Source organism: Tundrisphaera macrotermitis (assembly GCF_051175315.1).
Classification (GTDB): Bacteria; Planctomycetota; Planctomycetia; order Isosphaerales; family Isosphaeraceae; genus Tundrisphaera.
On the sequence record NZ_CP195100.1, the window covers coordinates 1,661,637 to 1,687,873 of the forward strand.

Here is a 26,237-nt window from a genome sequence, read left to right on the forward strand (position 1 = left end):
TGTCCGGCGAGCGGGGTGCCCGCCTGGCCGGCCCACTCTAACCGATCGCGGGCCGGGCCGGCACCCGGATCACCCCGGGGCGCCCGCCTGACGCACCGCCTCGAACAGCCCGATGGCGACGGCCGTCCCCAGGTTGAGGCTGCGTGCCTCGGGGCGGATCGGGATGCGCACGGACTGGTCGCCCTGGGTCGCGAGCCAGGACGACGCCAGGCCCCGGCTCTCCGGGCCGAAGACCAGCCCGTCGCCGGGCCGGTAGGCGGCTTCGGTGAAGCTCCGCCGGGTCTTGGTGGTGAACGACCAGAGGCGGCCGTCCCCCAGGGCCTCGACCACCTCGTCCATGTGGTCGACGACCCGATAGGTCAGGTGGGGCCAGTAATCGAGCCCGGCGCGGCGGATGTGGCGATCGGTGAGGTGGAAGCCGAGCGGGCGGACCATCCAGAGGATGGCCCCCGCCGCGACGCAGGTCCGCCCGATGGCGCCGACGTTGCCGGCGATCTCGGGCTCCACCAGGATCACATGAAACGCGCCGGCCGCCGACGCATCGCCGGCCCGCGCGATCTCCGGTTCTTCGCTCATCAGCGGTCCGAGGCCCGCCCGCGGGGGGAGACGCCGCCCGTCCCCGGGGCGGGGACGTTGGGATCCGGCTGCGGCCCGCCGGGCACGAACCCGGGCAAGGCCCCGCCCCGGGCGGCGGGATTGGCCAGCACCGCGGCCGCGGGGGCGTAGGACAGCCCGGAGATGTCCGGGAAGGCCACCCGGGAGATCAGGCGCACCTCGTCCGATTCGACCTCGACCCGGGTGATCGAGGGGAAGAGCATCCCCTTGACCGTATCGGCCGACGGCAGCTTGCCCGGCGCGACCTGGATCACGATCGCCGCCGGAGCCGCCGGCGGGGTGGATCCCGGGGCTCCGGACGCCCCGGGGGGCGTGGCCTCGGCCTCGGCGGGGGGGATGGCCGGGGCGTCGCCGGTCGGTGCGCCGGGGGCCGTCCCCGGGGCCGCCGGGGCCCCCGCGGGCTTCGGCCGGAAGATCGGCGAGTTCGCCAGGATCTGGACCTTCGCGGGCAGGCTCGCCAGGGTCGTCGCGATCCCCGCGCGGTCGTCGCCGACCTGGAGGAACTTCAGCTTCGCCGACATCGACCCGAAGGCCGCGGCCAGGTCGGCCGGGGGCGTCCATGTGGTCTTGGGTTCCAGGGCGTCGCGGGCGGCCTCCGAACTCATCGCGATGACCACGTGCTTGTCCCCGACCCGGATCGACGGCCGGAGCGACGGCGGGAAGGTCTTCGAGAGCTCGGGCGGGACGGCGAAGATGTAGGTCTTGGGCGAGCCCGGGCTGAGGCGGAACTCGGGCGAGGGGATCGCCAGGGCCCGGCCTCGCGGCGCCTCGGCACCGGCGGCGGGCGGCTCCGGCGGCTTGGGCGGGACGGCGGCGGCCTTGATCTCCCGATTCACGATGATCATCAACTCGTCGAGCGACCGGCCGAAGGCGACCGGGTCATCGACCTCGAAGATCGCCACGCCCCGGGGAACCTGGGTCATGCCCATCATCCCCAGCACGGCGCCGAGGGGCGGCGGGGCGGGGGGGTCCGAGGCCCGGACGGGCAGGGCATAGAAGGCCATCTTCGGGCCGAGCCGGCCCAGGATGTCGTCGCGGAGCTTGAGCTTCCCCTTGCCCTGGATCGAGTCGAGCGCCGCGTTGATCCGCCCGGCCGCGTCGGGCGAGGCCGAGCCGGCCGCCGCGAGGACCTGATCGAAGGCGGCTTTCGTATCGACCGACGCCACGGTGAAGCCGGTCACGTTGTCGGGCAGGGGGGGGAGAGACGCCTTATTGAAGGTCGCCCCCTCCGCGAACCCGAGCATCCCCCGGCGGGGCGACGGCGTCGCCACCCGGAACACGGTCTGGAGGGCGTCGTCCTGGAAGCCCCAGCGGACATCGATCCGGGTCGCTTCGTCGAGCCCGAGCTGGGGATTCTTCTTGAAGCCGGTGGACTTGGGGTTGATGAAGGCCGCGGCGACCGGCTCGAAGCCGTTCTCCGGGGTCATCAGCCCGGCGCGGAGGGGGTGGTCGATGGCGTTCGGCGTCTTGCCGTCGAGGGTATCCAGGATCAGGTCGGTCGCTTCCAGCGTTGGGAAGACCAGGACCACGTCCTCTTTTTTGGTCTCCTCGACCCACCACGAGTAGGTGTTGCCCGTGGGCAAGGCGCGGGCCATACCGGGGTCGAGGGTGCCGCTCATGACCTTGTGGCCCTGGCGGACGACCGCCTTGGCCTTGGTCTCCGGGGCGTCCAGGCTGGACAGGGCATACGCCAGCGCCGGGCGGACATCGCGATTGGAGAAGGCCTTGCGGATGACCACCACGATGTGGAACGGCTGATCGGTCTCCATCTTGCCGCCGGCCGCCACGACGAATCCGGCGCGGAGGGCATGCTCCACCAACGCCAGGTTCCGGCCGCCGCCCGGGACCTTGAGCTTGTCGAGGAGCTGGGTGAGCACGTCCCGGATCATCCCGCCGGCGGAGGTCGCGTTGAGGATCTTGTAAGCGGCGGTCCGCTGCCAGGCGGCGTCGTGGGCGTCGAGGCCGTCGAACTCCAGATAAAGGACGGTGTCATCCTTGGGGACGAACCGTGCCAACGAGTTCGCGTCCGCTCCCGGTGAGGGGGCCTGGCCGCGAGCCGGCAGGGCCGCGATCAGGGCCAGCCCGAGGGCCAGGCCGAGGGATGGGGAGAGTCGATGGGAGATGCGTCGCACGATGGCGATCCTTTCGAGGCTCGCTGGTCCGATCGGCCGGGTCGTGGCGCGGCGCCGGACGAGCCCCGCCCACCCGCATGGTAAGTCGGCCCCCGCCCCGCGCCAACACGCCGGAGGCCGATTTTGGGCAAGGCTTTGACACGGCCGTTCGCCGAGACATAGCCTGGAGACGATATCGAGTCGAACGAAAGGGTCGGGGGTCTTCCGTGGCAAAGAAGAAGAAAGTCCGGGTGGCGTTCAACAAGAACCGCCAGAAGCGGACCCGGGCCAACAACCTGACCCGCGATTTCGGCGAGGGGGAGCGGGGCAACGCGCTGGCCGACACCGCGTCGGCCGAGCGGGTCCGCGCCAAGGGGGAGCTGTCGCGGCACCGGACCGTGATCCACGAGGTCGCCGAGGGGGAGGACGAGTCGGCCTCCCCGCGGCTGGCCGTCGACCTGTCCTCTTGCCTGCCGGGCCGGGTCGTCCGGATCCACGGGCTGGTCTCGGTCGTCCAGGGGGACGACGGACGGGAGGTCCGGTGCAACGTCCGCCGGATCCTCAAGACCCTGGCCATCGACGGCCGCAACGTGGTCGCCGTCGGCGATCGGGTCTGGTATCGCCCCAGCGGCGATGAAGGGCTGATCGAGCGGGTCGAGCCCCGGTCCGGGATGATCACCCGCGGCTACCGCCGCCGCGAGCACGTGATCGTCTCCAACGTCGACCAGCTCCTGATCGTCTCGGCCCTGTCCGAACCCGGCCTGAAACTCCCGCTGGTCGACCGCTACCTGATCTCGGCGGAGAAGGGGGGCGTCCGGCCGATCATCCTGCTCAACAAGTCGGACCTGGTCGACCTGGCCGATTACCAGTGGATCATCGGCCTCTACACCCAGCTGGGCTACGAGACCCTGGCCACCTCGGCCGCCAACGGCACCGGGCTGGCGCGGCTCCGGGAATTGCTCAAGCAGGGGGCCACGGCGTTCTCGGGGCAGAGCGGCGTCGGCAAGAGTTCGCTGCTCAACGCCATCCAGCCCGGGCTCAACCTCCGCGTCCGCGAGGTGGCCGACTGGACCGGCAAGGGGAAGCACACGACCACCGCCGCCGAGCTGATCCGCCTGGAGTCGGGCGGGTTCGTCGTGGATACCCCGGGGCTCCGCCAGTTCGAACTCTGGGACGTGGACCCGGCCGAGGTCGAGGCCCATTTCGTCGAGTTCCGCCCCTACATCCCGTCGTGCAAGTTCCCCGACTGCACCCACACCCACGAGTCCGAATGCTCGGTGAAGGAGGCCGTGCACTGGGGGCAGATCCACCTGGGCCGCTACGAGAGCTACCTCAAGCTGTTCGCCCAGCAGCCCTTCGAGGAGGGCTGACCGGGCCGGGGACGATGGAGCACCCCGGGGCGCGGCGTCGTCGCACGCGGCAAACCGGGGCAGCCCGCGTCGGCTCGCGAGTCATAGCAGGGAGATGGATGACCCTGGGATCGGCGGCCCCGGCAAGGGGGCGCACATCGTTTCGACGCAGGGATCAAGGCTCGTCGAAGCCGCGGTTGATTTTCTGATCAACCGAGGCTGAGAAGCTCCGCCCGTTGGGGGGATGATTGGAGCTTTGCGATATGAGCGGGTCTGAGAGTTCAGACGGGGAAGGGGAAGGCAGGGTGGCTGACGGGATTCGAACCCGCGATATCCAGATCCACAATCTGGTGCCTTAACCGCTAGGCCACAGCCACCATCGTCGGCGAGTTCTCACGATAGTGGAGCGAGCCGGCGAAGTCAATAACCCAGGTCGATTTCCTCGGGCCCGGGCGTGGGAAAGGGATCCTCATCGATAATTGCCCGGGTCCCGGCCGGGATTACCCTGTTGGAGCGGCTTGACAACGACCGATGTCTCTCCTACCAATAAGGCTCCGCCCCCGAGGCATCGCGCCGGGATGCTGGGGGTGCGGGCCGAGATTCGCGTAGTCGACCGAGACGGGGGTCTTCGAGATCGCCCCCTTCCTCTGAGGACCGTAAGATGTGGGAACGCGCCGCCTTGGCCATGATCGCTGACCGTCCCGTCGAGGACGAGGCCACCGAATTCGGCCGTCTTGCCCCTCCGCTCTTCGACCGTCATCCCGGCGACGAAGAAGCCGAGGACGATCTCGACGACGACGACCTCGACGAGGATGACGACCTCGACGACGACGACCTCGACGACGACGACGACCTCGACGATGATGACGACCTCGACGACGACGACCTCGACGAGGAAGATCTGGAGATCGACGAGATCGACCTCGACGAGGATGATGACCTCGACGACGAGGACGACGACGATCTCGACGACCTCGACGAGGAAGACGAGGAACTCGACGACCTTTAATCGGGGTCGAGACCGACGGACCACGGCCCCTCCCGTCGCAGGCGGGGGGGTTCCCGAAACCCGGGGTGCCCTGCGACACCTCGCCGGTCGTTGTCGAAAAATGGGGACTTTCGCTTTGTTCCGGGTGTATCGTCGGCTATCCTATGGGTGGCCCCGCGACGCGGATCGGCGACGAAGCGGGGCCTGATCCTGATCCGATCGACACGGATAGGAACGGAGCGCCCCCGGAATGCCCGCGGACAACGATCGACCGGAAGAATCGTTCGACTCGTCGGTCCCCGAGACCTCGACACGTCGGCTGCGTGAGCAGAGCCAGCTCGATTTCGAACTGGATTTCCTCGGACGTGTCCTGGAACGCGATCCTCTCTATGGTGATGCGCTTCGGGTCCACGCGAATAATCTGGCGGCCAAGGGGCTCTACAATCGCGCCCTCCAGGCGGACCTGCAACTGGCCCGCCTCCGGCCCGAGCGCCCCATCCCCTGGTACAACCTGGCGTGCAGCTACGCCCTGCTCGGCATGACCGATCGGGCCCTCGACGCCCTGGAGCGGTCGATCCGGCTGGGGTATTCCCACATCTACCACCTCCGGCACGACCCCGACCTGAAATCGCTCCGCCGCGACCCGCGGTTCCAACGCCTACTCCGCCGCCATTGAGACGAGACTCCCGCACGATGCAATGCCACACCTGGGATGATGTCGAGGAAGCCGCCAAGGTCGTCCGCAGCCGCTGGAACGGCACTCCCAAGATCGGGATGGTCCTGGGCACCGGCCTCGGGGCGCTGGCCGAGGAGATCGAGGCCGAGGCGACGATCCCGTATCCTGACATCCCCCACTTCCCGCGCTCCACGGTGACCAGCCACAAGGGGCAGCTCGTCTGCGGGAAACTCGCCGGCCACACGGTCATGGCGATGGAAGGGCGGTTCCACAGCTACGAAGGCTACACCGCCGCGCAGGTCACCTTCCCGATCCGCGTCCTCCGCGCCCTCGGGTGCGAGACCCTGATCGTCTCCAACGCGGCCGGCGGCCTGAATCCGCTCCACTCCAAGGGGGATCTGGTCGTCATCGACGACCACATCAATCTGATGGGGATCAACCCCCTGATCGGCCCCAACGACGACCGCCTCGGGCCGCGGTTCCCCGACCTGATCGCCCCGTATGACCGGGCGCTGCAGGACCGGGCGCTGAAGGTGGCGATGGAGGCGAACATCGTCGCCCATCGCGGGGTCTACGTGGCGGTCTCCGGGCCGAACCTGGAGACCCGCGCCGAGTACCGCTTCCTCCGCGCCATCGGGGCCGACGTGGTCGGCATGTCCACGGTGCCCGAGGTCCTGGTCGCGGTCCACGCCGGGATGAAGGTGCTGGGCTTCTCGATCGTGACCGACCTGTGCCTGCCCGATGCCCTGGAGCCGGTGCGCATCGAGGAGATCCTGGCCGTCGCCCGCCAGGCGGAAAGCTCGCTGCGGCTGATCGTCCGCAAGGTCCTGGAAGGCCTGGACGCCTGAGAACCGAGGAAGCCCCTCCCGGCCCACCCGCCGGGCCCGGAAGCAAGAGCCATCGATGACGATCCCGGCCAAGCCCTACAAAGACACGCTGAACCTCCCCGTCACCGCGTTCGAGATGAAGGCCAACCTGGCCACTCGCGAGCCGAAGTGCCAGGAACGGTGGCGGGAGCAGGACCTCTACGCCCAGATCCGCCGGTCCCGGCAGGGCCGGCCCCGCCGGATCCTCCACGACGGCCCGCCGTATGCCAACGGCGAGATCCACATGGGGCACCTGCTCAACAAGGTGCTCAAGGACGTGGTGGTCCGCTCGCTGACGATGCGCGGGTTCGATAGCCCGTACGTCCCGGGCTGGGACTGCCACGGCCTGCCGATCGAGCACAAGGTCATGAAGGACCTCGGCTCCGCCGGGGCCGGCAAGACCACCGCCGAGATCCGCTCGCTCTGCCACGACGAGGCGATGAAGTGGGTCGGCATCCAGCGCGACCAGTTCCGCCGCCTGGGGATCTCCGGCGACTGGGAGAATCCGTACCTCACGCTCGACCCCCGCTACGAGGCGGGCGTGATGGACGTGCTGGCCGGCCTGCTGGACAACGGTTCGATCTTCCGCCAGCTCAAGCCGATCCACTGGTGCTTCACCGACCGCACCGCGCTGGCCGAGGCGGAACTCGAATACGCCGACGTGACCTCGTCCAGCATCTACGTCAACTTCCCGATCGTCGCAGGGACTCCCGAGGCGTGGGGGCCGGGGCCCTGGCACGCGATGATCTGGACCACGACCCCGTGGACCCTGCCGGCCAACGTCGCCATCGCCGTCCACCCCGACCTCGTCTACTGCGGGATCCGTTACAACGACCCCGCCACCGGGCAGGCCGTGCAGACGATCCTCGCCGCCGACCTCGTCAGCAAGGTGCTCGCCCTGCGGGGGATCGCGGAGCACGAGGAACTCGGACGGGCCAAGGGGCGTGACCTGGAAAACGCCCGCTATCGGCACATCTTCCTCGACCGCGAGTCGCCGATCATCCTGGCGCCGTACGTCAGCGCCGAGGACGGCACCGGGCTGGTCCACACCGCCACGGGGCATGGCACCGAGGACTACCAGGCCGGGCTCGCCTACAACCTCCCGACGATCAGCCCGGTCGACGCCTATGGGCGGTTCACCGACGAGGCCCCGGCGAACCTGGTCGGCAAGAACGTCCTGAAGGCCAACCCCGACGTGATCGAGATGGTCCGCGCCTCGGGGTTCTACTTCCACGACTTCACGTTCAACCACAGCTACCCCCACTGCTGGCGTTGCAAGAAGCCGGTGATCTTCCGCGCCACCGAGCAATGGTTCGTCGCCGTCGACCACGACGACCTGCGAGCCAAGACCCTGCAAAAGATCAACGACGAGGTCTCCTGGCATCCCGCCTGGGGCCGGTCGCGGATCGAGGCGATGGTCTCCGGCCGGCCCGACTGGTGCATCAGCCGCCAGCGATCCTGGGGCGTGCCGATCCCGGCCCTGGGCTGCGAAAGCTGCGACACCCAGCTTTTGACCGCCGACACCGTCCGCCACTTCCGCGACCTGTTCCGCGCCCACGGGGCCGACGCCTGGTTCTCGCGCGACGCGGCCGACCTGCTGCCGCCCGGGGCCGCCTGCCCCAAGTGCGGCGGGACCAAGTTCCGCAAGGAAGGGGACATCCTCGACGTCTGGTTCGAGTCCGGTTCGAGCCATCGCGCCGTGTTGAAGGAACCGTCCTACGGGCTCGACTTCCCGGCCTACCTCTACCTGGAGGGGTCGGACCAGCATCGCGGCTGGTTCCAGTCGTCGATCCTGACCTCGGTGGCTGTCAACGGCCGCGCCCCGTTCGAGTCGGTGCTGACCCACGGGTTCATCGTCGACGACAAGGGGAAGAAAATGGCCAAGTCGGGCGGCAACGCCATCTCGGCCGTCAAGATGACCGACCAGTACGGCGCCGACGTGCTCCGGCTCTACGTCGCCAGCCTCGACTACGCCGACGACCTCAAGATGAGCGAGCGGGGCATCAAGGAGGCGTCGGAGGCGTATCGCAAGATCCGCAACACCTTCCGCTACCTCCTGGGCAACCTCGGCGACTACGCCGGGTTCGATCCCGCCTCGGTCGACCCGGCATCGCTCCACGAGATCGACCGGTGGGCGCTCGGGCAACTGAACCGGGTGATCCGCGACGTGGTCGAGTCCTACGAAAGGTTCGAGCTGTACCGGGTCTATCAACGGATCTACCAGTTCTGCGCCGTGGACCTGTCGAGCTTCTACCTCGACGTCCTCAAGGACCGCCTCTACGCCGACGCCCCCGACGGCCCCGACCGCTCGGCGGCCCGGTTCGTCCTGGCCCGGCTCCACCGCGACCTCGCCCGGCTCCTGGCGCCGATCATCCCGCACACCGCCGAGGAGATCTGGGACGTCCTCCCGCCCGGCGACGACCGCGCCGCCAGCGTCCACCTCGCCGCCATGCCCGAGCCCGACCCCGCCTGGGACGATGCCGACCGCGATGCCCGCTGGGAGGTCCTCCGGTCGCTGCGAGATACGGCCCTGGTCGCCCTGGAAGGGATGCGGAAGCAGAAGCTGATCGGCAGCGCCCAGGAAGCGTCGATCACCGTCCACACCGACGCCGCCGGGGCCGCCCGGCTCGACCACGACCTGCTCGCGACCCTCTGCCTCGTCTCCGAGGTCGAGGTCGTCGCCGACGGGCAGGGGTCGGGCAAGGAGACCGTGACCGCCGCCAAGTCGCCGCACGCCAAGTGCGAGCGCTGCTGGAACCTGCGTCCGACCGTGGGCCAGGACCCGGCCCACCCGACCCTGTGCGGCCGGTGCGCCGGCGTGGTCTCGGCCCTCCCGGCGGGAGCTTGAGGTGGCCACGACCGGACCCCGACCCGTGCCGATCCTCGACCCGCCGATCCGCCTGGCCGTCTGCGCCTCGGGCGGCGGGACGACCTTGCAAAATCTCCTGGACCGGATCGCCGACGGCCGGCTCGCCGCCTCGGTGGTCCAGGTCATCGCCAGCCGCCCCGGCATCGGCGCCATCGCCCGGGCCGAGCGGGCCGGCATCCCGGTGGCCGTCGAGGGCCGGGGCAAGCGTCCCCTGGCCGACTTCAGCGCCGCCGTCTTCGCCCCGATCCGCTCCCAGGGCGTCGACCTCGTCGTGCTGGGCGGCTTCCTCGCCCTCGTCGACATCCCCGACGACTACGCCGGCCGGGTCATCAACATCCACCCCTCGTTGATCCCGGCCTTCTGCGGCAAGGGCTTCCACGGCCACGCCGTCCACGAGGCCGCGATCGAATCCGGCGTCAAGGTCTCCGGCTGCACGGTCCACTTCGCCGACGCCACCTACGACACCGGCCCGATCATCCTCCAGAGCACCGTCCCGGTCCTCGACGACGACACCCCGGACACCCTGGCCGCCCGCGTCTTCGACGCCGAGTGCGAGGCCCTCCCCGAGGCGATCCGCCTCTTCGCCGAGGGCCGCCTGCACGTCGACGGCCGGCGGGTTTCGATCCGGTCATAGCATCGCGTATTCGATCAACTCGTCGAGTTCGGGATCGTCGGACAGGAGTTCCTCGGCGGAGAACTTCAGGTTCGACGAATGGACGTCGAGATCATCGAACTTTCGCCCTGTAATGATGCAGTCGGGCGCGAGCGTCAGGAGCGGATGAGATGCCAGGACGCGATAAGTATATCTCGCGTAGGTCGCGTCCAGGGGCGGGCGATAATGCCCGCTGAAGTTGAGGTTGATCTGGCCAATCACGCCGCTCGGCTCGACGATGATCTGGCCAGCCGCCCCAACCTCGTTGCCGCCGGACAGGATGTGGTGGCCATTCCCGATGATGACCCACCCCTCGCGATCGATCACGAACGCCTTCCTGCCGCTAGTTAGGGCCGGCGAATCGGGGGAATAGGGAGGGACACCCGGGCCGATCTCGAACCCCTCCGCATCATCCGACTCGAGGTTGAGGACCTGCTGGTCGAGGTGCATGGCATAGCGTTGTGGCGGGGGTGAGGGTCGGTATCCGGCGAACGCTCGGCGTTCCTCGTCGGTGAACGGACGCTCGACAGCCGGGCCCTCCCCTTCGCGAACCAATAACTCCTGACGACCGGCCGGATCGGCGATGGGTTCGCCGTCCAAAGACAAGAAGTAAGTGCCGTATGTGTCACGCTTGAAGCGGAAGATCGCCAGCGGGCTCAATTCGAGCGCATGGTGATTCCGGAACGAGTCCATGACAAATATTGCCGTCGGATGCGATCCTTGGCGGACGAAGATCCGGTAATCAAGGCTGATGCAAAAGATTTCTGAGACGTTACCAGCCCGGTTGATCTGAAAATGCCCGGCGGCCCCGACCGGACCGCACTTCACGAACCCGGCGTGGGATGAGGTGTTGCCCCGCCGGATCCGGAAGCGTCCCTCCTCGTCGAGGACGAACGTATAGAAACCCGCCTCCAACGGCAGGTTCTCCTCGTACGGCTCGAAAACCTCGACCTCGCCCGCCTTCGCCCGGAACGCCGTCGTGTACAGGATCGGGGGCCTGCGAGTCAGCGAGAACGACCTGCGATTCGTCCCGAGTTTTTCCATGTCTCGTATCATGATTAGGGCCGTGGCGGTTCGTGGGTCGGGTTTCCGGTCGCATCGGGCCATTCATTCGACGGTCACGCTCTTGGCCAGGTTCCTCGGCTTGTCGATGTCGCAGCCGCGGAGGCGGGCGACGTGGTAGGCGAGGAGTTGGAGCGGGACGACGGCCAGCAGGGGCTGGATGATCTCCGGGGCGTCGGGGATCGGTAGGAAGGCGTCGCATAATCCGGAGAGGTGGTCGTCCCCCTCGGTGCCCACGGCGATCACCGGGCCGAGCCGGGCGCGGACCTCCTCGATGTTGCCTAGCGTCTTGCCGTGGAGGGCGTTCCGGGGGGCGACGAAGACCGTGGGCGTGCTCGGGTCGATCAGGGCGAGCGGGCCGTGCTTCATCTCGGCCGTGGGATAGCCCTCGGCGTGGATGTAGCTGATCTCCTTGAGCTTCAAGGCCCCTTCCAGGGCGACCGGGAACAGCAGGTCCCGGCCCAGGTAGATCACGCTCCGGGCCTCGGCCAGCCGCTCGGCGGCACGAACGATGAGGGGTTCCGTCGCCAGCACCCGCCCGAGCAGGTCGGGCACGCCTTCCAGGGCCTCGACGACCTCCAACCCGGCGGGGTAGGACAGGTGGCGGAGCCGGCCGAGGTGGAGCGCCAGCAGGGTCATCACCACGACCTGCGCCGAGAACGCCTTGGTGCTGGCCACGCCGACCTCCGGGCCGGCGTGGAGGTAGATCCCGCCGTCGGCCTCGCGGGCGATGGTGCTGCCCACCACGTTGCAGATCGCCAGCGTGGGATGGCCGCGCCGCCTGGCCTCGCGGAGCGCCCCCAGGGTGTCGGCGGTCTCGCCCGACTGGCTCAGGACGAAGACCAACGTCCGGTCGTCGAGCGGGGCGTTGCGATAGCGGAACTCGCCGGCGTACTCGACCTCCACCGGCAGGTTGGCCAGCCGCTCGATCAGGTACTCGCCCACCAGGGCGGCGTGCCAGCTCGTCCCGCACGCGGCGAACACCACCCGGCGGACCCGCCGCAGTTGCCTCGCGGAGAGGTTCAGCCCGCCGAACTGCGCCGTCCCCTCGGCGCGGCGGAGCCGTCCCCGGCAGGCGTCGCGTACCGTCTCGGGCTGCTCGCGGATCTCCTTCTGCATGTAGTGGTCGTGCTCGCCCAGCTCCGAGGCGTCGGGCGACCAGTCGAGGCGGTCGATCCTCGGGGTGATCGGCCCGTGCTCGCGGTGGCGGATCTCGAAGTCGCGCGGGGAGAGGCGGACGATCTCGCCATCCTGGAGGTAGGCCACCCGGGTCGTGTGCGGGGCGATCGCCGAGGCGTCGCTGGCGATCAGGTGCTCGCCGTCGCCGAGCCCGACCACCAGCGGAGATCCGAGCCGGGCACCGACCACCTCGCCCGGGCATCGGGGGCTGACCACCGCCAGCCCGTAGGTCCCCTCCATGTGGGGCAGGGCCCGCTGGACGGCCCCGAACAGGTCGGAGCCGTCGCCGAGTTCGCGGGCGATCAGGTGGGCGACGACCTCGGTGTCGGTCTGGCTCCGGAAGACGATCCCTACGGCTTCGAGGTCGCGGCGCAGGGCGGCATAATTCTCGATCACCCCGTTGTGGACGACCGCGACCGACCCGCCCCCGCCGACGTGGGGATGGGCGTTGCCGTCGGTGGCCGGGCCGTGGGTCGCCCATCGCGTATGGCTGATCCCGGTCGATCCCTGGGCCGGATCCGCCCCGAGCGACTCCTCCAGCGCCCGGACCCGCCCCGCCTTCTTGCGGACCGAGAGCGCGGCCCCGTCGAGCACGGCCAGCCCCGAGCTATCGTAGCCGCGATATTCCAGGCGACGCAGCCCGGCCAGGAGGATCGGGCTCGCCTCGCGCGGCCCGGTATAGCCCACGATCCCGCACATGATCCGCCTCCTTGGTCCGATCCGGCCGGGTCGTCCGTCCCGGCCCCTCCGATCAGGTCTGCAGCGAGAACGGCGTGAAGTCGGTATCGATGTCGTAATGATCTTCCGATTCGGCCCGTTTCAGGGCGTTCACGACGAAGTAGGTCAGCGGAGTGGCCAGGACTTCCCAGGTGACCTTGAGCGTGTAGTTCGTGATCAGCACCTGGATCAGCCGATCATTCGGCCAGACGCCCAGGAAGGCGATTGGGTAGAAGATCAGCGAGTCGGCGGCCTCCCCCACGATCGTCGATCCGATCGTGCGGACCCAGAGGAACCGGCCTTGCGTGCGGACCTTGACCTTGGCCATGACGTAGGAGTTGACGAACTCGCCGACGAAGAACGCCGAGATCGAGGCCAGGACCACCCGGGGGGCGTTGCCGAAGATCGCCTCGTACGCCTTCTGGTTCGGCCAGCGCGGGTCCGGGGGCAGCATCAGCACGACCCAGCTCATGAACGAGGCGAACACCAGCGCCGTGAACCCGGCCCAGACCACCTTGCGCGAACGGGCGTATCCGTAGACCTCGGTCAGGATGTCGCCGAACAGGTAGCTGATCGGGAAGAACAGGACCCCCGCCCCGAAGGTGAGCGGCCCGACCGTGACCCGCTTCGGCACCGAGATGAAGTTGGAGCAGATCAGGATCGTGACGAACGCCGCCATCAGGAAGTCATAATAACGATAGGTGCGCGGCCCCTTCGCCACCGCCCCCGGCTCGTCCCACGACACGTCGGTCGCCATGCGTTCAAAGCTCCTCGTCGCGACGCCGGCCGGGGAACTGGGAGAGGACGAGCCCGACGACGACCAGAACCAGCCCGAGGGCCAGCCCCGCATACAGGAAGTGTTCGAGCGGCCGCCCCAGCCACGTCCGGCCCTGCCGCCCGTAACGCACCAGGGCGACCAAACTCAGCCCTTCGATGGCCGGGCCGAGCAGGCGGAAGATCAGGCCGAGGCGTTGCCGAGGGATCGTCATGGCGAGGATTCTCGAAGTACCGGGACGATCGCGGCGCCGGGACGATCGTAACGGCCTAGGCTTCGGTTGGCCAGGGCAGGACCGGCCCGTTCGGCCCGCCCAGCCTGCGTCGAGTGGGGTGAGGCATCGACAAAGAGCATTTTTCCAGTTCTGTTCTTGCGTCCACCGATGGCTCGTTTCATAATCGTCCCGGATGGTGGCGTGCCGCCGGGGCGAATCGCGAGGTGACTGCGTTGAACGTTCGCAACGGAGACCCGGCCGCCTCGATCCGCAAGGATTTCGGCGATTGGCAGACGCCCCCGGGGCTGGTCGACGCGGTCCTGGATCGGCTCGGGCCGATCGGCGGGCGGTTCGATCGGGTGCTCGAACCGACCTGCGGGCACGGGGCGTTCCTCGCCGGACTGCTCCGCCGCCCCGACCGGCCCCGCGAGATCCGCGGCTTCGAGATCCAACCGGCCCACTGCGAAGCGGCGCGGGCCGTCGCCGCCGCCGCGCCGCGGGATGTCCGGGCCGTCGTCGAGCTGGCCGACCTGTTCCGGGTCGACCTGGGTGCGTTGGACTGGGCCGAGGCCGGGCGGTTGCTGGTGGTGGGCAACCTGCCCTGGGTGACGGTGGCCGGGCTCGGGGCATCGGGGGGCGTGGACACCGCGCCCCGGTCGAACCCGCACGGCTCGCGCGGGCTGGACGCCCTGACCGGCGCGTCGAACTTCGACATCTCCGAGGCCCTGTGGATCAAGTTGATCCGCGAGCTGGCCCACGAACGTCCCACGATCGCCCTCCTGGGCAAGACGGCCGTGGCCCGCAACCTGTTCCGGACCCTGGAGTTGGCCGACCTGCCGGTGGTCACTTCGCGGCTCTACCGGATCGACGCCCATCGCTGGTTCGGAGCCGCCGTGGACGCCGGGCTCCTGGTGGCCGAGATCGGGCCGGGCGAGAAGGCCCGCGAACTCCCCGTGCACGACGGCCTGGACGCCCCGGCCCCGAGCGTCCGGATCGGCCGGTCGGGGAACCGCCTGATCGCCGACCTGGACGCCTATCGGAAGGTGGCCCACGCCGACGGGATCTGCGGGATCGAGTGGCGCCAGGGGATCAAGCACGACGCCGCCGACGTGATGGAGCTGGTGGACGACGGCGATCGGATCCGCAACCGGCGCGGCGAGGTGGTCGACGTCGAGCCAGAGTACCTGTTCCCGCTGCTCAAGGGTTCCGACCTGGCCGCGAAGGATGGCCCGCGGCCGCGCCGGCTGGTGATCGTCACCCAGCCCCGGCTCAATCACCCCACCGACGCTCTGGAACAGGAGGCGCCGCGGCTCTGGCGTTACCTCCAGGACCACGCGGAGGACTTCGATCGGAGGCGGTCGTCGATCTATCGCGGGCGGCCCCGGTTCGCCCTGTTCGGGGTCGGGGATTACACGTTCGCCCCCGGCAAGGTGGCGGTGTCCGGCTTCCACAAGGAGCCGAAGTTCCGGGCGATCGCCCCGGTCGATGGCCGCCCGGTCCTGTTCGATGACACCTGCTATTTCCTCCCGTTCGAGACCCCCGCCGAGGCGGAGGAGGTCGCCGCCCTGCTCAACGGCCGGGAGGCGCTCGACTTGATCCAAGCCCTGAGCTTCCGCGACGCCAAGCGGCCGATCACCAAGGCATTGCTCGGGCGGCTGGACCTGGCGGCCCTGCGACGCATCGGCGACCATGACAGGCCTCCGAGCCCCCTCACGACCGCCACCCACCCGACGAGGCCGACCGATGGCTTTCGCGACGATCCAGTATCAGAGCCGGTCCTTGCAGAAAGCATCGGCCTTCAACATCATCTTCCCCGATGATCCGGCGATCCCGCGCCCCTGGTCGGTGTTCTACCTCCTGCACGGGCTGTCGGACGACCACACGATCTGGGCCCGCCGGACCAGCATCGAGCGGTACGTCGGCAACTTGCCGATGGTGGTCGTGATGCCCGACGGCGGCCGGGGCTGGTACACCAACGCCGTCGCCGGCATGGCCTACGAGGACGACCTGATCAAGGACGTCCGGGGCCTGGTCGAACGGACCTTCCCGGTCAAGGCCGAGAAGGGCGGACGCGCCATCGGCGGGCTGTCCATGGGCGGCTACGGGGCGATCAAGCTGGGGCTCAAGCACCTGGACCTGTTCGGCAGCATCAACTCCCACTCCGGGGCGGTCGGCCTGTTCCGCAAGCCGGAGGCGACCTCGCGGTTCGGCCCGGAGCTGACCCGGATCTTCGGGGCCAACCCCAAGGGCGGGATGGAAGACCCGTTCGCCATCGTCGAGAAGGTCGACCACGGCCTGATACCGCCGATGCGGATCGACTGCGGGACCGAGGACTTCCTGCTCGACCAGAACCGGGCCTTCCACGCCCACCTCGACGGCCTGCACATCCCCCACGAGTACCAGGAATTCCCGGGGTCCCACGACTGGGCCTACTGGGATGAGCATGTCCGCCAGGCGATCGCCTTCCACGCCCGCAACCTGGGCCTGGACGCCAAGAAACCCTGAACCGGCGGCCCCGCCGCCCGGCCCGGAGGATCTCGAGCCGTGCTCCGCGAACTCTCGGTGCAGAACCTCGCCCTGATCGAAGACGCCCGGATCGAACTCCGCCCCGGCTATTGCGCCTGGACGGGCGAGACCGGCGCCGGCAAGAGCCTGCTGCTGACCGCCCTGGGCCTGATCCTGGGCGGCAAGGCCTCGGCCGACCTGGTCCGCGCCGGGCGGGAGGAGGCGCGGGCCGCCGCCGCGTTCGACGTGTCCGACCCGGCGCTCCGGGCCGACGTCGAGGCGATCCTGGGCGGCCCGCTCGACGATGACTCCCTGATCGTGACCCGCCGGGTCTCGGCCTCGGGCCGGGGATCGGCCCACGTCAACGGCCTGCCGGCGTCGGTCGCCACCCTCCGCGCCCTGGGGGCCCGGCTGATTGACGTCCACGGCCAGCACGAGACCCGGACCCTGCTGGACCCCGACGGCCAGCGGAGGTTCCTCGATGCCTTCGGCGGCGTCGGCCCGTTGCTGGACGCCTACCAGTCTTGCCGCTCGGCCCTGCTCACTTTGCGCGATCGCCGGGCCGCCTTGCATGCCGCGGCCCACGGCCGGGAACGCGAGCGGGACCTGCTCCGGTTCGAGCTGGACGAGCTGGACGCCGCCGACCCCCGCCCCGGCGAGCCCGAGGAACTGGCCCGCGAGGCCCACCGCCTGGCCAACGCCGGTCAGGTCCGCGAGGTCGCTCTCGACGGGTTCAGCCTGCTCTACGAGTCCGACCGTTCGGCCCAGGAGCTGATGGAGCGGGTCGCGCGGAAGCTCGCCCCGCTGGCCGAGTCGATCCCCGAATACGCCCAGGCCGCCGCCGATCTGGCCCGGCTGGCCGACGAGGCCCGCGAGGTCGCCTACGCCCTCCGCCGCCTCGGGCAGAACTGGGACGACGACCCGGCCCGGCTGGAGGAGGTGGAAACCCGGCTGGCCCAGTATCGCCGGCTCGCCGCCCGTTTCCGCTGCGAGCCCGACGACCTGGCCGAGCGACGCGAGGCGATCGCCAAGCAACTCGCCACGATCGAGCATGACCAGGCCGACCTCGACGCCCTGGACGCCCCGATCGCCGCCGCCTGGTCCGAGGTGGTCGCGGCCGGTGCGGCCCTGTCCGCCGCCCGGCTCAAGGCCAGCAAGGGGCTGGCGAAGGCGGTCCAATCCCAACTGAAAGCCCTCGGTTTGGCCGACGCCCGGCTGACGTGCGAGGTCGTCACCGAGCCGTTCGGCAGCGACCCCGGATCGTCCCCGGCCGGGGAGTGCGGGGCCGACCGCGTGGAAGTCCTGTTCGCCCCCAACCCGGGGGTCGAGGCCCGCCCCTTGCGCAAGATCGCCTCGGGCGGCGAGCTGTCGCGGGTCATGCTCGCGGTGAAGACCGCGCTGGCCGGGGTCGACCGGACCCCGACGCTGGTCTTCGACGAGATCGACACCGGGGTCGGCGGACGGTTGGGCTCGGCCCTGGGCAAGAAGCTGGCCGAGCTGGCCCGACACCACCAGGTGATCTGCGTGACCCACCTGCCGCAGATGGCCAGCTTCGCCGCCCACCAGTGGATCATCCGGAAGCAGACCGAACGCGGCCGGACCTGGACCACCATCGCCCCGCTCGACGAGAACGACCGCGTGGCCGAGATCGCCGCCATGCTCCGGGGAGATTCCGCCGCCGAGGGGACCCGCCAGGAGGCGCTTTCCATGCTCCTGGAGGCCCGCTCGGCCATCTGAGGCCGCTCACTTTCTGCGTTTCAGCCGACGATCAACACCTCCAGCGTCCGGGGGCCGTGGACTCCTTCGACCCGGTTCAGCTCGATGTCCGACGTGGCCGACGGGCCCGAGATCCAGGTGATCGGCCGGCCCGGCGTGCGGGCCGAGTTGTGGAGCTTCGCCACCGCCTCGGGCACCAGCCCCACCACCTGATCGGCCCGGACCACGCAAAGGTGATAGTCCGGCAGCAGGGTCAGGGCCCGGCGTCCCTGCAACGGCCCGCCGTCCAGGACGATCGTGCCGGTCTGGGCGATCCCCAGGGCACAGCCGGTCAGTACGCCGTCGGACGCGTTCAACTGGTCGTTGGTCAATGGTTCGTCGCGCAGGCCGTTCACTTCGGGCGGCAACCACTCCGGGGGGATGTCGGCGGGGATGACCAGGTTGCGAGCGTTGCGCCGCTCGCAGGCCGCCCGGATCGCCTCCGGCAGGTCTTCGGGGGCGACCCGGTGGACCGTGGCGCGGTACTCGGCGACCCGTTCGGCGAACCGGTGGATCCGGTCGTCCGGCGTGGCCGGGTCGGCCGTCAGGTAGGCGCGGGCGACCGCCACGTCGTCGGGCCGTTCCTCGCGGGGCACGTCGCGGAGGGCCTTGCCGATCCGCCCGAGGATTTCCGCCTTGGCGTCCGCACTCATGATCGCTGGCTCCACCACTCGCGGAAGGTCTGATTGGCGACCGGGTAGACGTCGCGCATCGCGGTCCACCCGGCGAGCTGGCCCGGCAGGGACTCGATGTAACCCTTGCGGACGACGGCCTTCTGGCCGAACCGGCCGAGCTTCTGGGACCGCTCGAACAGAGACCGGCTCGCGAACACCCGGGCCAAAAGCTTCATGGCGGCGCCTTCGAAGCCGGCCGCTCCCTTCCGCTGCTTGTCCTGGATGACCCTGCCCCGGAGGTGGACGAGGATCTCGGGGATGTTGATCTTCACCGGGCAGACGTCGTAGCACGCCCCGCACAGCGACGATGCGAAGGGCAAGGAGCTGGCGTTGTGGACGCCCGCCAGTTGCGGCGTCAGGATCGCGCCGATCGGCCCGGGGTAGACCGAGTTGTAGGCGTGGCCGCCGGTCCGCTCGTAGACCGGGCAGATGTTCAGGCAGGCGCTGCAGCGGATGCAGTTCAGGGCCGATCGCCCCTCGGGGTCGGCCAACACCTTGCTCCGGCCGTTGTCCAGCAGGATCAGGTGGAACTCGCGAGGCCCGTCGCCGGGGGCCACGCCGGTCCAGAACGAGGTGTATGGGTTCATCCGCTCGCCGGTCGAGGAGCGGGGCAGGAGCTGGAGGAAGACCTCGAAATCTTGCCAGCGGGGGATGATTTTTTCGATCCCCATCACCGACACCAGCACCGGCGGCAGGGTCAGGCACATCCGGCCGTTGCCCTCGGACTCGACCACCGAGATCGTGCCGGTCTCGGCCACGCCGAAGTTGGCCCCGCTGACGGCCATCGGGGCGGACAGGAACTTGCGGCGGAGGTGGGCGCGGGCCGCGTTGGCCAGGGCCCTGGGCTCGTCGGACAGTTCGTCGATGCCGAGCCTGGCCCGGAACAGGTCGCGGATCTCCGATCGATTCTTGTGGATCGCCGGGACCAGGATGTGCGACGAACGGTCGCCGGCCAGCTGGACGATCAGCTCGGCGAGGTCGGTCTCGGTGGCCTCGATCCCTCGCTTGTGGAGGGCTTCGTTGAGGCCGATCTCGTCGGTGGTCAGAGACTTGACCTTCACCACCTCGCGGGCGCCGTGGTCGTCGGCGATCCCGGCGATGATCCGGTTGGCCTCGGCGGCGTCGCGGGCCCAGTGGACGTGGCCGCCGGCCCTCTGCACGGAAGCTTCCAGCTCCAGCAGGTAGTCGTCGAGGTGGCGGAGGATCCGCTCCTTGATCGCCCGGCCGGCCTCGCGCAGGGCCTCCCAGTCGGGCATCTCGTCGACGACCGCGGCCCTTTTGCCGCGGATCGTCTGGGTGGCCTTGCCCATGTTGCGGCGGAGCTGGCTGTTGCCCAGCGCGACCTTGGCGGCCTCGGGGAAGGGGACTGCGGGGGATGTCGGGATCGCCTCGATGGTCACGGGGTCGGCTCCTGTTCGGTCGAGGCGAGGATCTCGGCGAGGTGGAGCGTGCCCACCCCGGCCCTCTGGCGATGCAGGGCCCCGCCGATGTGCATCAGGCAGGAATTATCGGCCGCCGAGCAGACCTCGGCGCGGGTCTCGGCCACGCACCGGAGCTTGTCCGAGAGCATCGCCATCGACGTATCGGCGTTCTTCACCGCGAACGTCCCGCCGAACCCGCAGCACTCGTTGGCCCGGGGCAGCTCGACCAGATCGATCCCCCGGACCTTGCGGAGCAGCTTCAACGGGGCGTCGCCGACCCGGAGCATCCGCAGCGAGTGGCAGGTCGGGTGATACGTGACCCGGTGGGGATAGTAGGCGCCCACGTCCTCCACGCCCAGCTTCTCGACCAGGAATTCGCTCAGCTCGAACACCTTGGGGATGATCCGCTCGACGGCCTTGGCCAGCCCCTCGTCGCCCGACATCTCGGCCGCCTTGGGGTACATGTGCCGGACCATGCCGACGCACGACGCCGACGGCGAGACCACGACCTCGGCGTCCCCGAACACCTCGACGAATCGCCGGACCAGCGGGATCGCCTCGTGCTGATAGCCGGTGTTGAAGTGCATCTGCCCGCAGCAGGTCTGATCCATCGGGAAGTCGACCGTCTGGCCCAGCCGTTCCAGCAGGCGGACCACCGCCCGCCCGGTCTGGGGGAAGATCGTGTCGTTGAAGCACGTGATGAACAGGGAAACCCGCATGCGTCGCTCCGCCGGGGAAATCGGCCATGCACGCGGCGGTCGCGCGGCCCGAGATCCCGCCCCTGGCTCCGAGGAAGATCGCCGATCTTAACCGATCCGGAGGCCCCGGGTCAGCCTCGACCCCGGCATTCGAAGCCGGCCGTGCCTTCCGTTCCGGATGGGACGTTTCGCCGCCCTGGCGACCCTCGGGATCTTGTCGATCGCCCTGATGACCGCCGAGCCACCGACTTTAGGCCACGCCCATTTGGATGATCACTTGCGTCTCTTCTCGCTCTCCTCCAAGAACTCCGCAATCACCCTATTCACCCACCCGCTGCCCGTCTCGAGACGTCGGACCGCGGCGATGAACTCCTCATCTTCGAGGAATTCCCGAATCTCTTTGGCATTGTCGAGGATGAATCCCCAAACCTCATCCCTCACTCCTGGGTAGCGGAAGGGCAGGTTCAAGATTTCCCGGATGACGGCCACTCGCCCGGGGAGATGTAATCGGATGATCAATATCGCGCCATAGACGGCAATCGACTCGTCCGCCTCATCGATCTGCCCGTTGATGATTTCCGCGAGTTTGCGGAGGCCCGCTTGCCCGCAGCCCCGGGCGTAGTCGACGTAAAAATGGTCGTCCACCTCCCCATATCTCTCGGAACCTTCCCTGATGATTTCGATCAGGCGATCTGGATCGTACTGCTGTCCCATTCGCGACTCCTGGGTTCAGGTCTTTGGCTTCGTCGGGGGGGTGCCTTCGGCCAATCCCGGGTCGCAATCGAAATGGGTTCGTTCTGCACCGGAAGAAGTGAGCCAGGCGCCGAAATTGGGTTCGTTCCGTGATCGCTGACAATGCCCCACCGCGGCTGGTTCATTGCGGGCGTTCCGAAGGGCCGCGGACCGTGTAACGACCCGTGTCGCGATCATTCCCCGAGCAGAATCGATCCGCCCATATCACCGAATTCTCAAGGAACAGGGCCGAGGGACGATCGAGGGCGCAGCGGGACGGCTCCGGGCCGGGGGACGGCGGATCGATCCTCGAATCGGGGTGTTCGCAAGGCATCGTCAGCGGTCGAGGCGATCGGCGTGGCGCTTTCGCGCCTGGCGGCGGGCCAGGGCCTTCAGCGCGACCGGGTCGGGACGGCGGGCCGGGGCGGGTTCCTGGGCAACGGCCGGGGGTTCGGAGGTCGGATCCGGTACGATCTCGGTCTCGGATTCCGGTTGCGGCTCGGGCTCGGCGATCGGCGGGGCCGGTTGCGGCTCCGGTTCGGGCTGGTAGAGGTGGGCGAGGTTGGGGTTGGGCCGGTGGTGCCGGGGCTCGACGTGGAGTTGGTGCAGGGTCCAGCGCAGACGCTTGTGCAGGGCCGACTCGTGGCGCCGCAGCTGGCGCAGCTCGGGCGTCGATGCCTCGCCCATGTCGGCCATCGCCAGCGCCCGGTCCAGGGCGTCGGCCTCGGCCACCTCGGCCCGGCGGGCGCGGAGGCCGGCGATCTCGCGGGCGGCGAGGTCGGCTGGGGAGGGGCCCCGGCCGGGGGGCTCGGCGCGGAAGTCGGCCGGGGTGCCCAGCAGGTCGTGGGCGAGTGCGACGTGGGCCTCGGTCCAGCCCCGGCCCTGCTCGACCTCGCGGGCCAGCAGTTCCCAGCGGCCGATCATCCAGTCGCAGCCGTGGGGCGTGCGCCGTAGGCGTTCGGCCGAGCGGGCCGGGTCGAGGGCCAGCCGGGCGCCGATCTCCTCGGCCTCGGCGCGGCGGTCGTCGTCCCAGAACGTCTCGGCCCGCAGGGCGATCCGGTCGCGCTCGCGGCGTTCGATCCGGGCCAGGCGGTCGAGCCGCAGGGTGGTCCGCGCGGCGTCGTCGGCCAGCCACGCCTGCCAGTAGTTGCGCGGGTTCAAGGTGTGGAAGAACATCGCCTCGCGCTCCGAGACGTTGCGGATGTTCTCCGGCACGCGCGGGATGGGCGTGGCGTAGCCGTGGATCAGGACGTTGGCGTCGGGGTATTTGCAGCCGGCGGGCGGGTCGAGGTCGGGCCGGGATTCGGTCATGGGTGAAGTCCACGCGGTGCGACGAGCGGCGAGTTTTTCACCCGACACTATCGTGAAATCCCGGGGCGATTCGCACAATCTTTGAGGCGGGCCCCCCGATTTCGGCCGGACCGACCGGCTGGTGCTCGGCGCCGGCGACCCCGGCCACCCGCCGACGGGCCCTGGAACACTTCTTGAATTGGGAGTGACGAATGCATCCCTCCAAGCTTCTGTTCTGGCTCGGTTTTTCGCTGGCAGCCGTTCCCCTCACCATCTTGTTCGGGTCATTCGTCTACTTCTGGTTCTTCCAGGACACGCCAGTGATTCAAGATCCGTCCCAGCCCCGGCCCGAGATGGTGGCGGAAGGGATCTCCATTCTCCCCGTTTACTTGTTTTTGGGTGCAATGGCCGTCTCCATCGGACTGATGGCCACCGGTTGGCTGATGCAACCAGACAAATGAAAAGACTCGCGATGCCTGCCACCCGCCACCATTCAGACGAGTTGGCAGATCGAGGCCCGAAGATGAAATCAAGCTGGCGACGCTAGGCGTTCGGGCACCCGGGAGGGGGTGGCGTGTCGTCGTAAACGCCGACCCATTCGCTCGCCAGGTCGGAGTCGAAGAAGAGAATCCAGGATCGTTTCGGCACCCGCCCCGCCTGCAAGCGTTCGCGTATCGCGGTGATCGCCCCGGTCACATCCGTGAGGGCCAGATCGATGTAGGCGTAGCGAAGCCCCATGCCGCCGCCGACGTGGCAGCCCAGGCCCCGTGGGATCAAGGCTTCATCCAGGGCATCTTCGATGTCGCCCTTGTCGCCAAAGGTCGAATCTTCGAGTCCTTCGGCCCCGTCGACCTTCAGGTAGCAGAACGTCTCGCCGCAGCGAGAGAAACGTTCGGAGTGGAAGAGTCCGCCGGAGTGGGCCGCGACCCACATCGCGGGGTTGGCTGACTTCCCGACGAAGAGATCGGCCTGGTCCGGGAAGTCGTCGGCCGGCTCGGGCTTGAGTTCCCACATCGTCCACTCGGCCTGGACCGCCCATTCATGATGCGGGGTCGGTGGGAGTTGGTCACGAATGCCCTCGACGACGGCATCGACCGTCTCTTTGAACCGGCCGAGCTGGATGGCATGGCGCGGATTCTCCCCGACTCTCATCGGGCTGATCTCGATCGCCCCGATCCAACGGTCGAGGCAGTGCTCGCCGAGCAGCGTCTCGGTCGCGACGAACGCCGCGCCAAAGGCCGCCTCATCCTCGGCGCCCTGGATGCGGGGAGAAAAATAGCAGAGGTCGATCAGCCGCCCGTCGCCGACCGAAACCCGGACCAGAAAGTCCCCGATGTCATAAGACGTTCGCCCGGTGACCGTGGCCATCGTCGAAGCCAAGTCTTCCGGAAGTCGTGCGTCATAGAACTCCCACCCCGGAATCGAAGGGGCGCGTTCGAGGATTTTGGCGACCAAAGGCCGGAGTTCATGGGCCGACTCGGGGGTCAGGACCAGCCGGTGGCCGTCGCCATCGACCGCCGGCCCGAACTCCCACATGATCTCGGGGTGGATCGGATGAAGGACATCGTTCATCCATCGCGGCAGGTCCCAATGGGCCTCGCGTTTGAAGTGTGCTTGGAGGTCGTCGACTTTCCCCTCGAATGCGCGCCACCATGCGTCGATCCTGGCGAGGACGACCTCTCGCTCAGCGGCTTCCTGATCGCTGTCGTTGAAATAAATCCAGCGCAACCTGCCATCCTCCCTCGGCCAGAGAGTTTCCCGCAAGCCGCAACTGCCTGCGATGACGGCGATCCGAGCCGGTTCGCCCCAGCCACATCGATCGGGCCGATTCCCCGGTCCTGATCTTAGGCAAGGCACCCAATGACGAGCGAACCCTTTCCGGCGGGGATAAGCACCTCCGCCGACTCAGACCTGCCACGCTCACTTTCGCCGGGTTGCCGCGATCTCGGCGCCGGCCGGCTTCGGGCGGTCGTGGCGGTTCATGAGGTCTCGACGCTCCCGAATTCGATCCTGCCGCCCGACGCACCACGATAATCGGCAATTTTGCCGCAATCGCTCAAGTCCTCGCGGACGGTTGTCGATGAAGGGAGGCAGGCGATTCGGTCGCCCCCGAAGCATCCTCACCTTGATCGACCCCCAGAGATGATGCCGCCCCCCGACCCGCCCGGGATGGGGGGGCAGGAGCGACCCCCGATGAGTGCCATCCTTGCCAAGATCGCGCTGGTCGTCCTGACATCCCACGCCCTGAGGGTCATCGGCCGGGCCGCCGGGCCGAGGTGGGGGGCGTTGGCCCTGGGCTTGCCGTGCACGTCGGCGGTGGCGCTGGCGGGGTGCGGGATGGATCGCGGGGTGTCGGTCTCGCTCGACATGGCCGACCACGGCCTGGTCGGGCTGGTGGGGGCGGTGGCGTTGCCGCTGGCGTTCGTCGAGGCCGCCCGCCGCCGGCATCGGCTGAGCGTGTGCGTCCTGGCGTCGGCCGTGGGGTACTTCTTCGCGGTGTGGCTCGGCCAGTCGCTGGGCCTGATGGTGGTCGGGGGGCGCCTGGGGGTGGCCAGCCTGGCCGCTCTGGCCGGGTCGGGACTGGCCGCGCGGCTGCCGGCCTCCGATCCCGACGAAGCGAAGGGGCGGCCGCCCTCCCACTGGCAGGCTTTGGCGCTGCGGACCGTCGTCCCGATCGCCTGCCTGATGGCAATCCTGGCCGCGGGCGAGGTGGCCGGGCCGACCGCCTCGGGGATCGTCGCCACGTTCCCCGGCGTGGGGCTGACCCTTCTGATCCTGACCTACCTGGAAAACGGGCCCGGCACAGCGATCCGGCTGGCCCGGTCGGTGCCGTCGGGCGTGTTCGGCATGGTCGCCTTCCTGGGCAGCTTCCGGACCGCCTCGGCGCAGGTCGGGCTGGGCTGGGGGATGGCCATCGGCTACCTGGCGGCGCTGGGCGTGCTGGCGGCGGTCGGGCTGTTCGGGCACCGCTGGAGTTGGCCGACCTTCGGCCTGGGCGGTCGGGCCCGGGAGCAGGACCGGCCCCCGATCTGGCCGAGGCCGGGCCGGACGTTCTTCCCGGGGGTCGAGTTCCTGGCGGCGTGAGGGGA

General features: G+C 69.1%; 23 protein-coding genes and 1 tRNA gene. 11 read left to right on the plus strand and 13 right to left on the minus strand.

Annotated features, from left to right (window positions below):
- Positions 1-69: 69 nt before the first annotated feature.
- Positions 70-576, minus strand: coding sequence for a tRNA (cytidine(34)-2'-O)-methyltransferase (locus TA3x_RS07070; protein ID WP_435019666.1), 507 nt, complete (start codon positions 574-576; stop codon positions 70-72).
- Complete coding sequence (locus TA3x_RS07075) at positions 576-2,747, minus strand: hypothetical protein (protein ID WP_435019668.1); 2,172 nt, start codon at positions 2,745-2,747, stop codon at positions 576-578. The genes TA3x_RS07070 and TA3x_RS07075 overlap by 1 nt, the downstream gene beginning before the upstream one ends.
- Before the next feature lie 206 nt (positions 2,748-2,953).
- Here TA3x_RS07075 and rsgA point away from each other — a divergent pair, with 206 nt between their 5' ends.
- A complete protein-coding gene (gene rsgA / locus TA3x_RS07080) occupies positions 2,954-4,096 on the plus strand; it encodes a ribosome small subunit-dependent GTPase A (RefSeq protein WP_435019670.1) in 1,143 nt (380 codons plus the stop codon).
- 283 nt (positions 4,097-4,379) lie between these two features.
- On the opposite strand, the gene TA3x_RS07085 is transcribed toward rsgA, so the two are convergent.
- Positions 4,380-4,452, minus strand: a tRNA-His gene (locus tag TA3x_RS07085).
- 284 nt (positions 4,453-4,736) lie between these two features.
- Between TA3x_RS07085 and TA3x_RS07090 the strand changes: the two genes are divergently transcribed.
- The 5 genes from TA3x_RS07090 to purN all read left to right on the plus strand — a co-directional run bounded on the left by TA3x_RS07090 (position 4,737) and on the right by purN (position 10,108).
- Positions 4,737-5,084 (plus strand): hypothetical protein, encoded by a 348-nt coding sequence (locus TA3x_RS07090; RefSeq protein WP_435019672.1) that lies wholly within the window; start codon positions 4,737-4,739, stop codon positions 5,082-5,084.
- A 229-nt stretch (positions 5,085-5,313) separates the two neighbouring features.
- Entirely contained in the window at positions 5,314-5,739 is a 426-nt protein-coding gene (locus TA3x_RS07095; RefSeq protein WP_435019674.1) for a TPR end-of-group domain-containing protein, read from the plus strand.
- Between the two features lie 17 nt (positions 5,740-5,756).
- Positions 5,757-6,587, plus strand: a complete 831-nt coding sequence (locus tag TA3x_RS07100; RefSeq protein WP_435019676.1) for a purine-nucleoside phosphorylase — start codon at positions 5,757-5,759, stop codon at positions 6,585-6,587.
- Between the two features lie 55 nt (positions 6,588-6,642).
- Entirely contained in the window at positions 6,643-9,453 is a 2,811-nt protein-coding gene (ileS, locus tag TA3x_RS07105; protein WP_435019678.1) for an isoleucine--tRNA ligase, read from the plus strand.
- A gap of 1 nt (position 9,454) precedes the next feature.
- Positions 9,455-10,108, plus strand: coding sequence for a phosphoribosylglycinamide formyltransferase (purN, locus tag TA3x_RS07110; RefSeq protein WP_435019680.1), 654 nt, complete (start codon positions 9,455-9,457; stop codon positions 10,106-10,108).
- On the opposite strand, the gene TA3x_RS07115 is transcribed toward purN, so the two are convergent.
- From TA3x_RS07115 to TA3x_RS07130, 4 genes are all read right to left on the minus strand, one after another.
- Positions 10,103-10,954, minus strand: a complete 852-nt coding sequence (locus TA3x_RS07115; RefSeq protein WP_435019682.1) for a hypothetical protein — start codon at positions 10,952-10,954, stop codon at positions 10,103-10,105. The genes purN and TA3x_RS07115 overlap by 6 nt on opposite strands.
- A 279-nt stretch (positions 10,955-11,233) precedes the next feature.
- A complete protein-coding gene (gene glmS / locus TA3x_RS07120) occupies positions 11,234-13,066 on the minus strand; it encodes a glutamine--fructose-6-phosphate transaminase (isomerizing) (RefSeq protein ID WP_435019683.1) in 1,833 nt (610 codons plus the stop codon).
- A gap of 52 nt (positions 13,067-13,118) precedes the next feature.
- Positions 13,119-13,841 carry a queuosine precursor transporter gene (locus TA3x_RS07125; protein WP_435019685.1) on the minus strand — a complete coding sequence of 241 codons (723 nt, stop codon included), beginning with the start codon at positions 13,839-13,841 and terminating at the stop codon, positions 13,119-13,121.
- Positions 13,842-13,845: 4 nt separating this feature from the next.
- On the minus strand, positions 13,846-14,073 hold the full coding sequence (locus TA3x_RS07130) for a hypothetical protein (RefSeq protein WP_435019687.1): 228 nt from the start codon (positions 14,071-14,073) through the stop codon (positions 13,846-13,848).
- A gap of 233 nt (positions 14,074-14,306) precedes the next feature.
- On the opposite strand from TA3x_RS07130, the gene TA3x_RS07135 reads away from it, so the two are divergent.
- The 3 genes from TA3x_RS07135 to recN are packed head-to-tail and all read left to right on the plus strand — an operon-like array spanning position 14,307 to position 18,315.
- The gene (locus TA3x_RS07135; RefSeq protein WP_435019689.1) at positions 14,307-15,893 is read left to right on the plus strand and encodes a class I SAM-dependent methyltransferase; all 1,587 of its coding nucleotides are present in this window, start codon (positions 14,307-14,309) and stop codon (positions 15,891-15,893) included.
- The gene (locus tag TA3x_RS07140) at positions 15,817-16,578 is read left to right on the plus strand and encodes an alpha/beta hydrolase (protein ID WP_435019692.1); all 762 of its coding nucleotides are present in this window, start codon (positions 15,817-15,819) and stop codon (positions 16,576-16,578) included. The genes TA3x_RS07135 and TA3x_RS07140 overlap by 77 nt, the downstream gene beginning before the upstream one ends.
- 39 nt (positions 16,579-16,617) lie before the next feature.
- Entirely contained in the window at positions 16,618-18,315 is a 1,698-nt protein-coding gene (recN, locus tag TA3x_RS07145; protein WP_435019694.1) for a DNA repair protein RecN, read from the plus strand.
- Between the two features lie 20 nt (positions 18,316-18,335).
- Here the strand turns inward: recN and TA3x_RS07150 are convergent, their stop codons facing one another.
- From TA3x_RS07150 to TA3x_RS07170, 5 genes are all read right to left on the minus strand, one after another.
- Positions 18,336-18,986, minus strand: coding sequence for a LutC/YkgG family protein (locus TA3x_RS07150; protein ID WP_435019697.1), 651 nt, complete (start codon positions 18,984-18,986; stop codon positions 18,336-18,338).
- Positions 18,983-20,401: a LutB/LldF family L-lactate oxidation iron-sulfur protein gene (locus TA3x_RS07155; protein WP_435022307.1), complete on the minus strand. Its 1,419-nt coding sequence runs from the start codon at positions 20,399-20,401 to the stop codon at positions 18,983-18,985. The genes TA3x_RS07150 and TA3x_RS07155 overlap by 4 nt, the downstream gene beginning before the upstream one ends.
- Before the next feature lie 2 nt (positions 20,402-20,403).
- The gene (locus tag TA3x_RS07160) at positions 20,404-21,147 is read right to left on the minus strand and encodes a (Fe-S)-binding protein (RefSeq protein ID WP_435019699.1); all 744 of its coding nucleotides are present in this window, start codon (positions 21,145-21,147) and stop codon (positions 20,404-20,406) included.
- A 252-nt stretch (positions 21,148-21,399) separates the two neighbouring features.
- Positions 21,400-21,840: a hypothetical protein gene (locus TA3x_RS07165; RefSeq protein WP_435019701.1), complete on the minus strand. Its 441-nt coding sequence runs from the start codon at positions 21,838-21,840 to the stop codon at positions 21,400-21,402.
- A gap of 354 nt (positions 21,841-22,194) precedes the next feature.
- Positions 22,195-23,169 carry a hypothetical protein gene (locus TA3x_RS07170; protein WP_435019702.1) on the minus strand — a complete coding sequence of 325 codons (975 nt, stop codon included), beginning with the start codon at positions 23,167-23,169 and terminating at the stop codon, positions 22,195-22,197.
- A 191-nt stretch (positions 23,170-23,360) separates the two neighbouring features.
- On the opposite strand from TA3x_RS07170, the gene TA3x_RS07175 reads away from it, so the two are divergent.
- Entirely contained in the window at positions 23,361-23,609 is a 249-nt protein-coding gene (locus TA3x_RS07175; protein ID WP_435019704.1) for a hypothetical protein, read from the plus strand.
- 82 nt (positions 23,610-23,691) lie between these two features.
- On the opposite strand, the gene TA3x_RS07180 is transcribed toward TA3x_RS07175, so the two are convergent.
- Positions 23,692-24,720 (minus strand): hypothetical protein, encoded by a 1,029-nt coding sequence (locus TA3x_RS07180; protein WP_435019706.1) that lies wholly within the window; start codon positions 24,718-24,720, stop codon positions 23,692-23,694.
- A gap of 621 nt (positions 24,721-25,341) precedes the next feature.
- Here TA3x_RS07180 and TA3x_RS07185 point away from each other — a divergent pair.
- The gene (locus TA3x_RS07185) at positions 25,342-26,232 is read left to right on the plus strand and encodes a hypothetical protein (protein WP_435019708.1); all 891 of its coding nucleotides are present in this window, start codon (positions 25,342-25,344) and stop codon (positions 26,230-26,232) included.
- Positions 26,233-26,237: the final 5 nt, after the last annotated feature.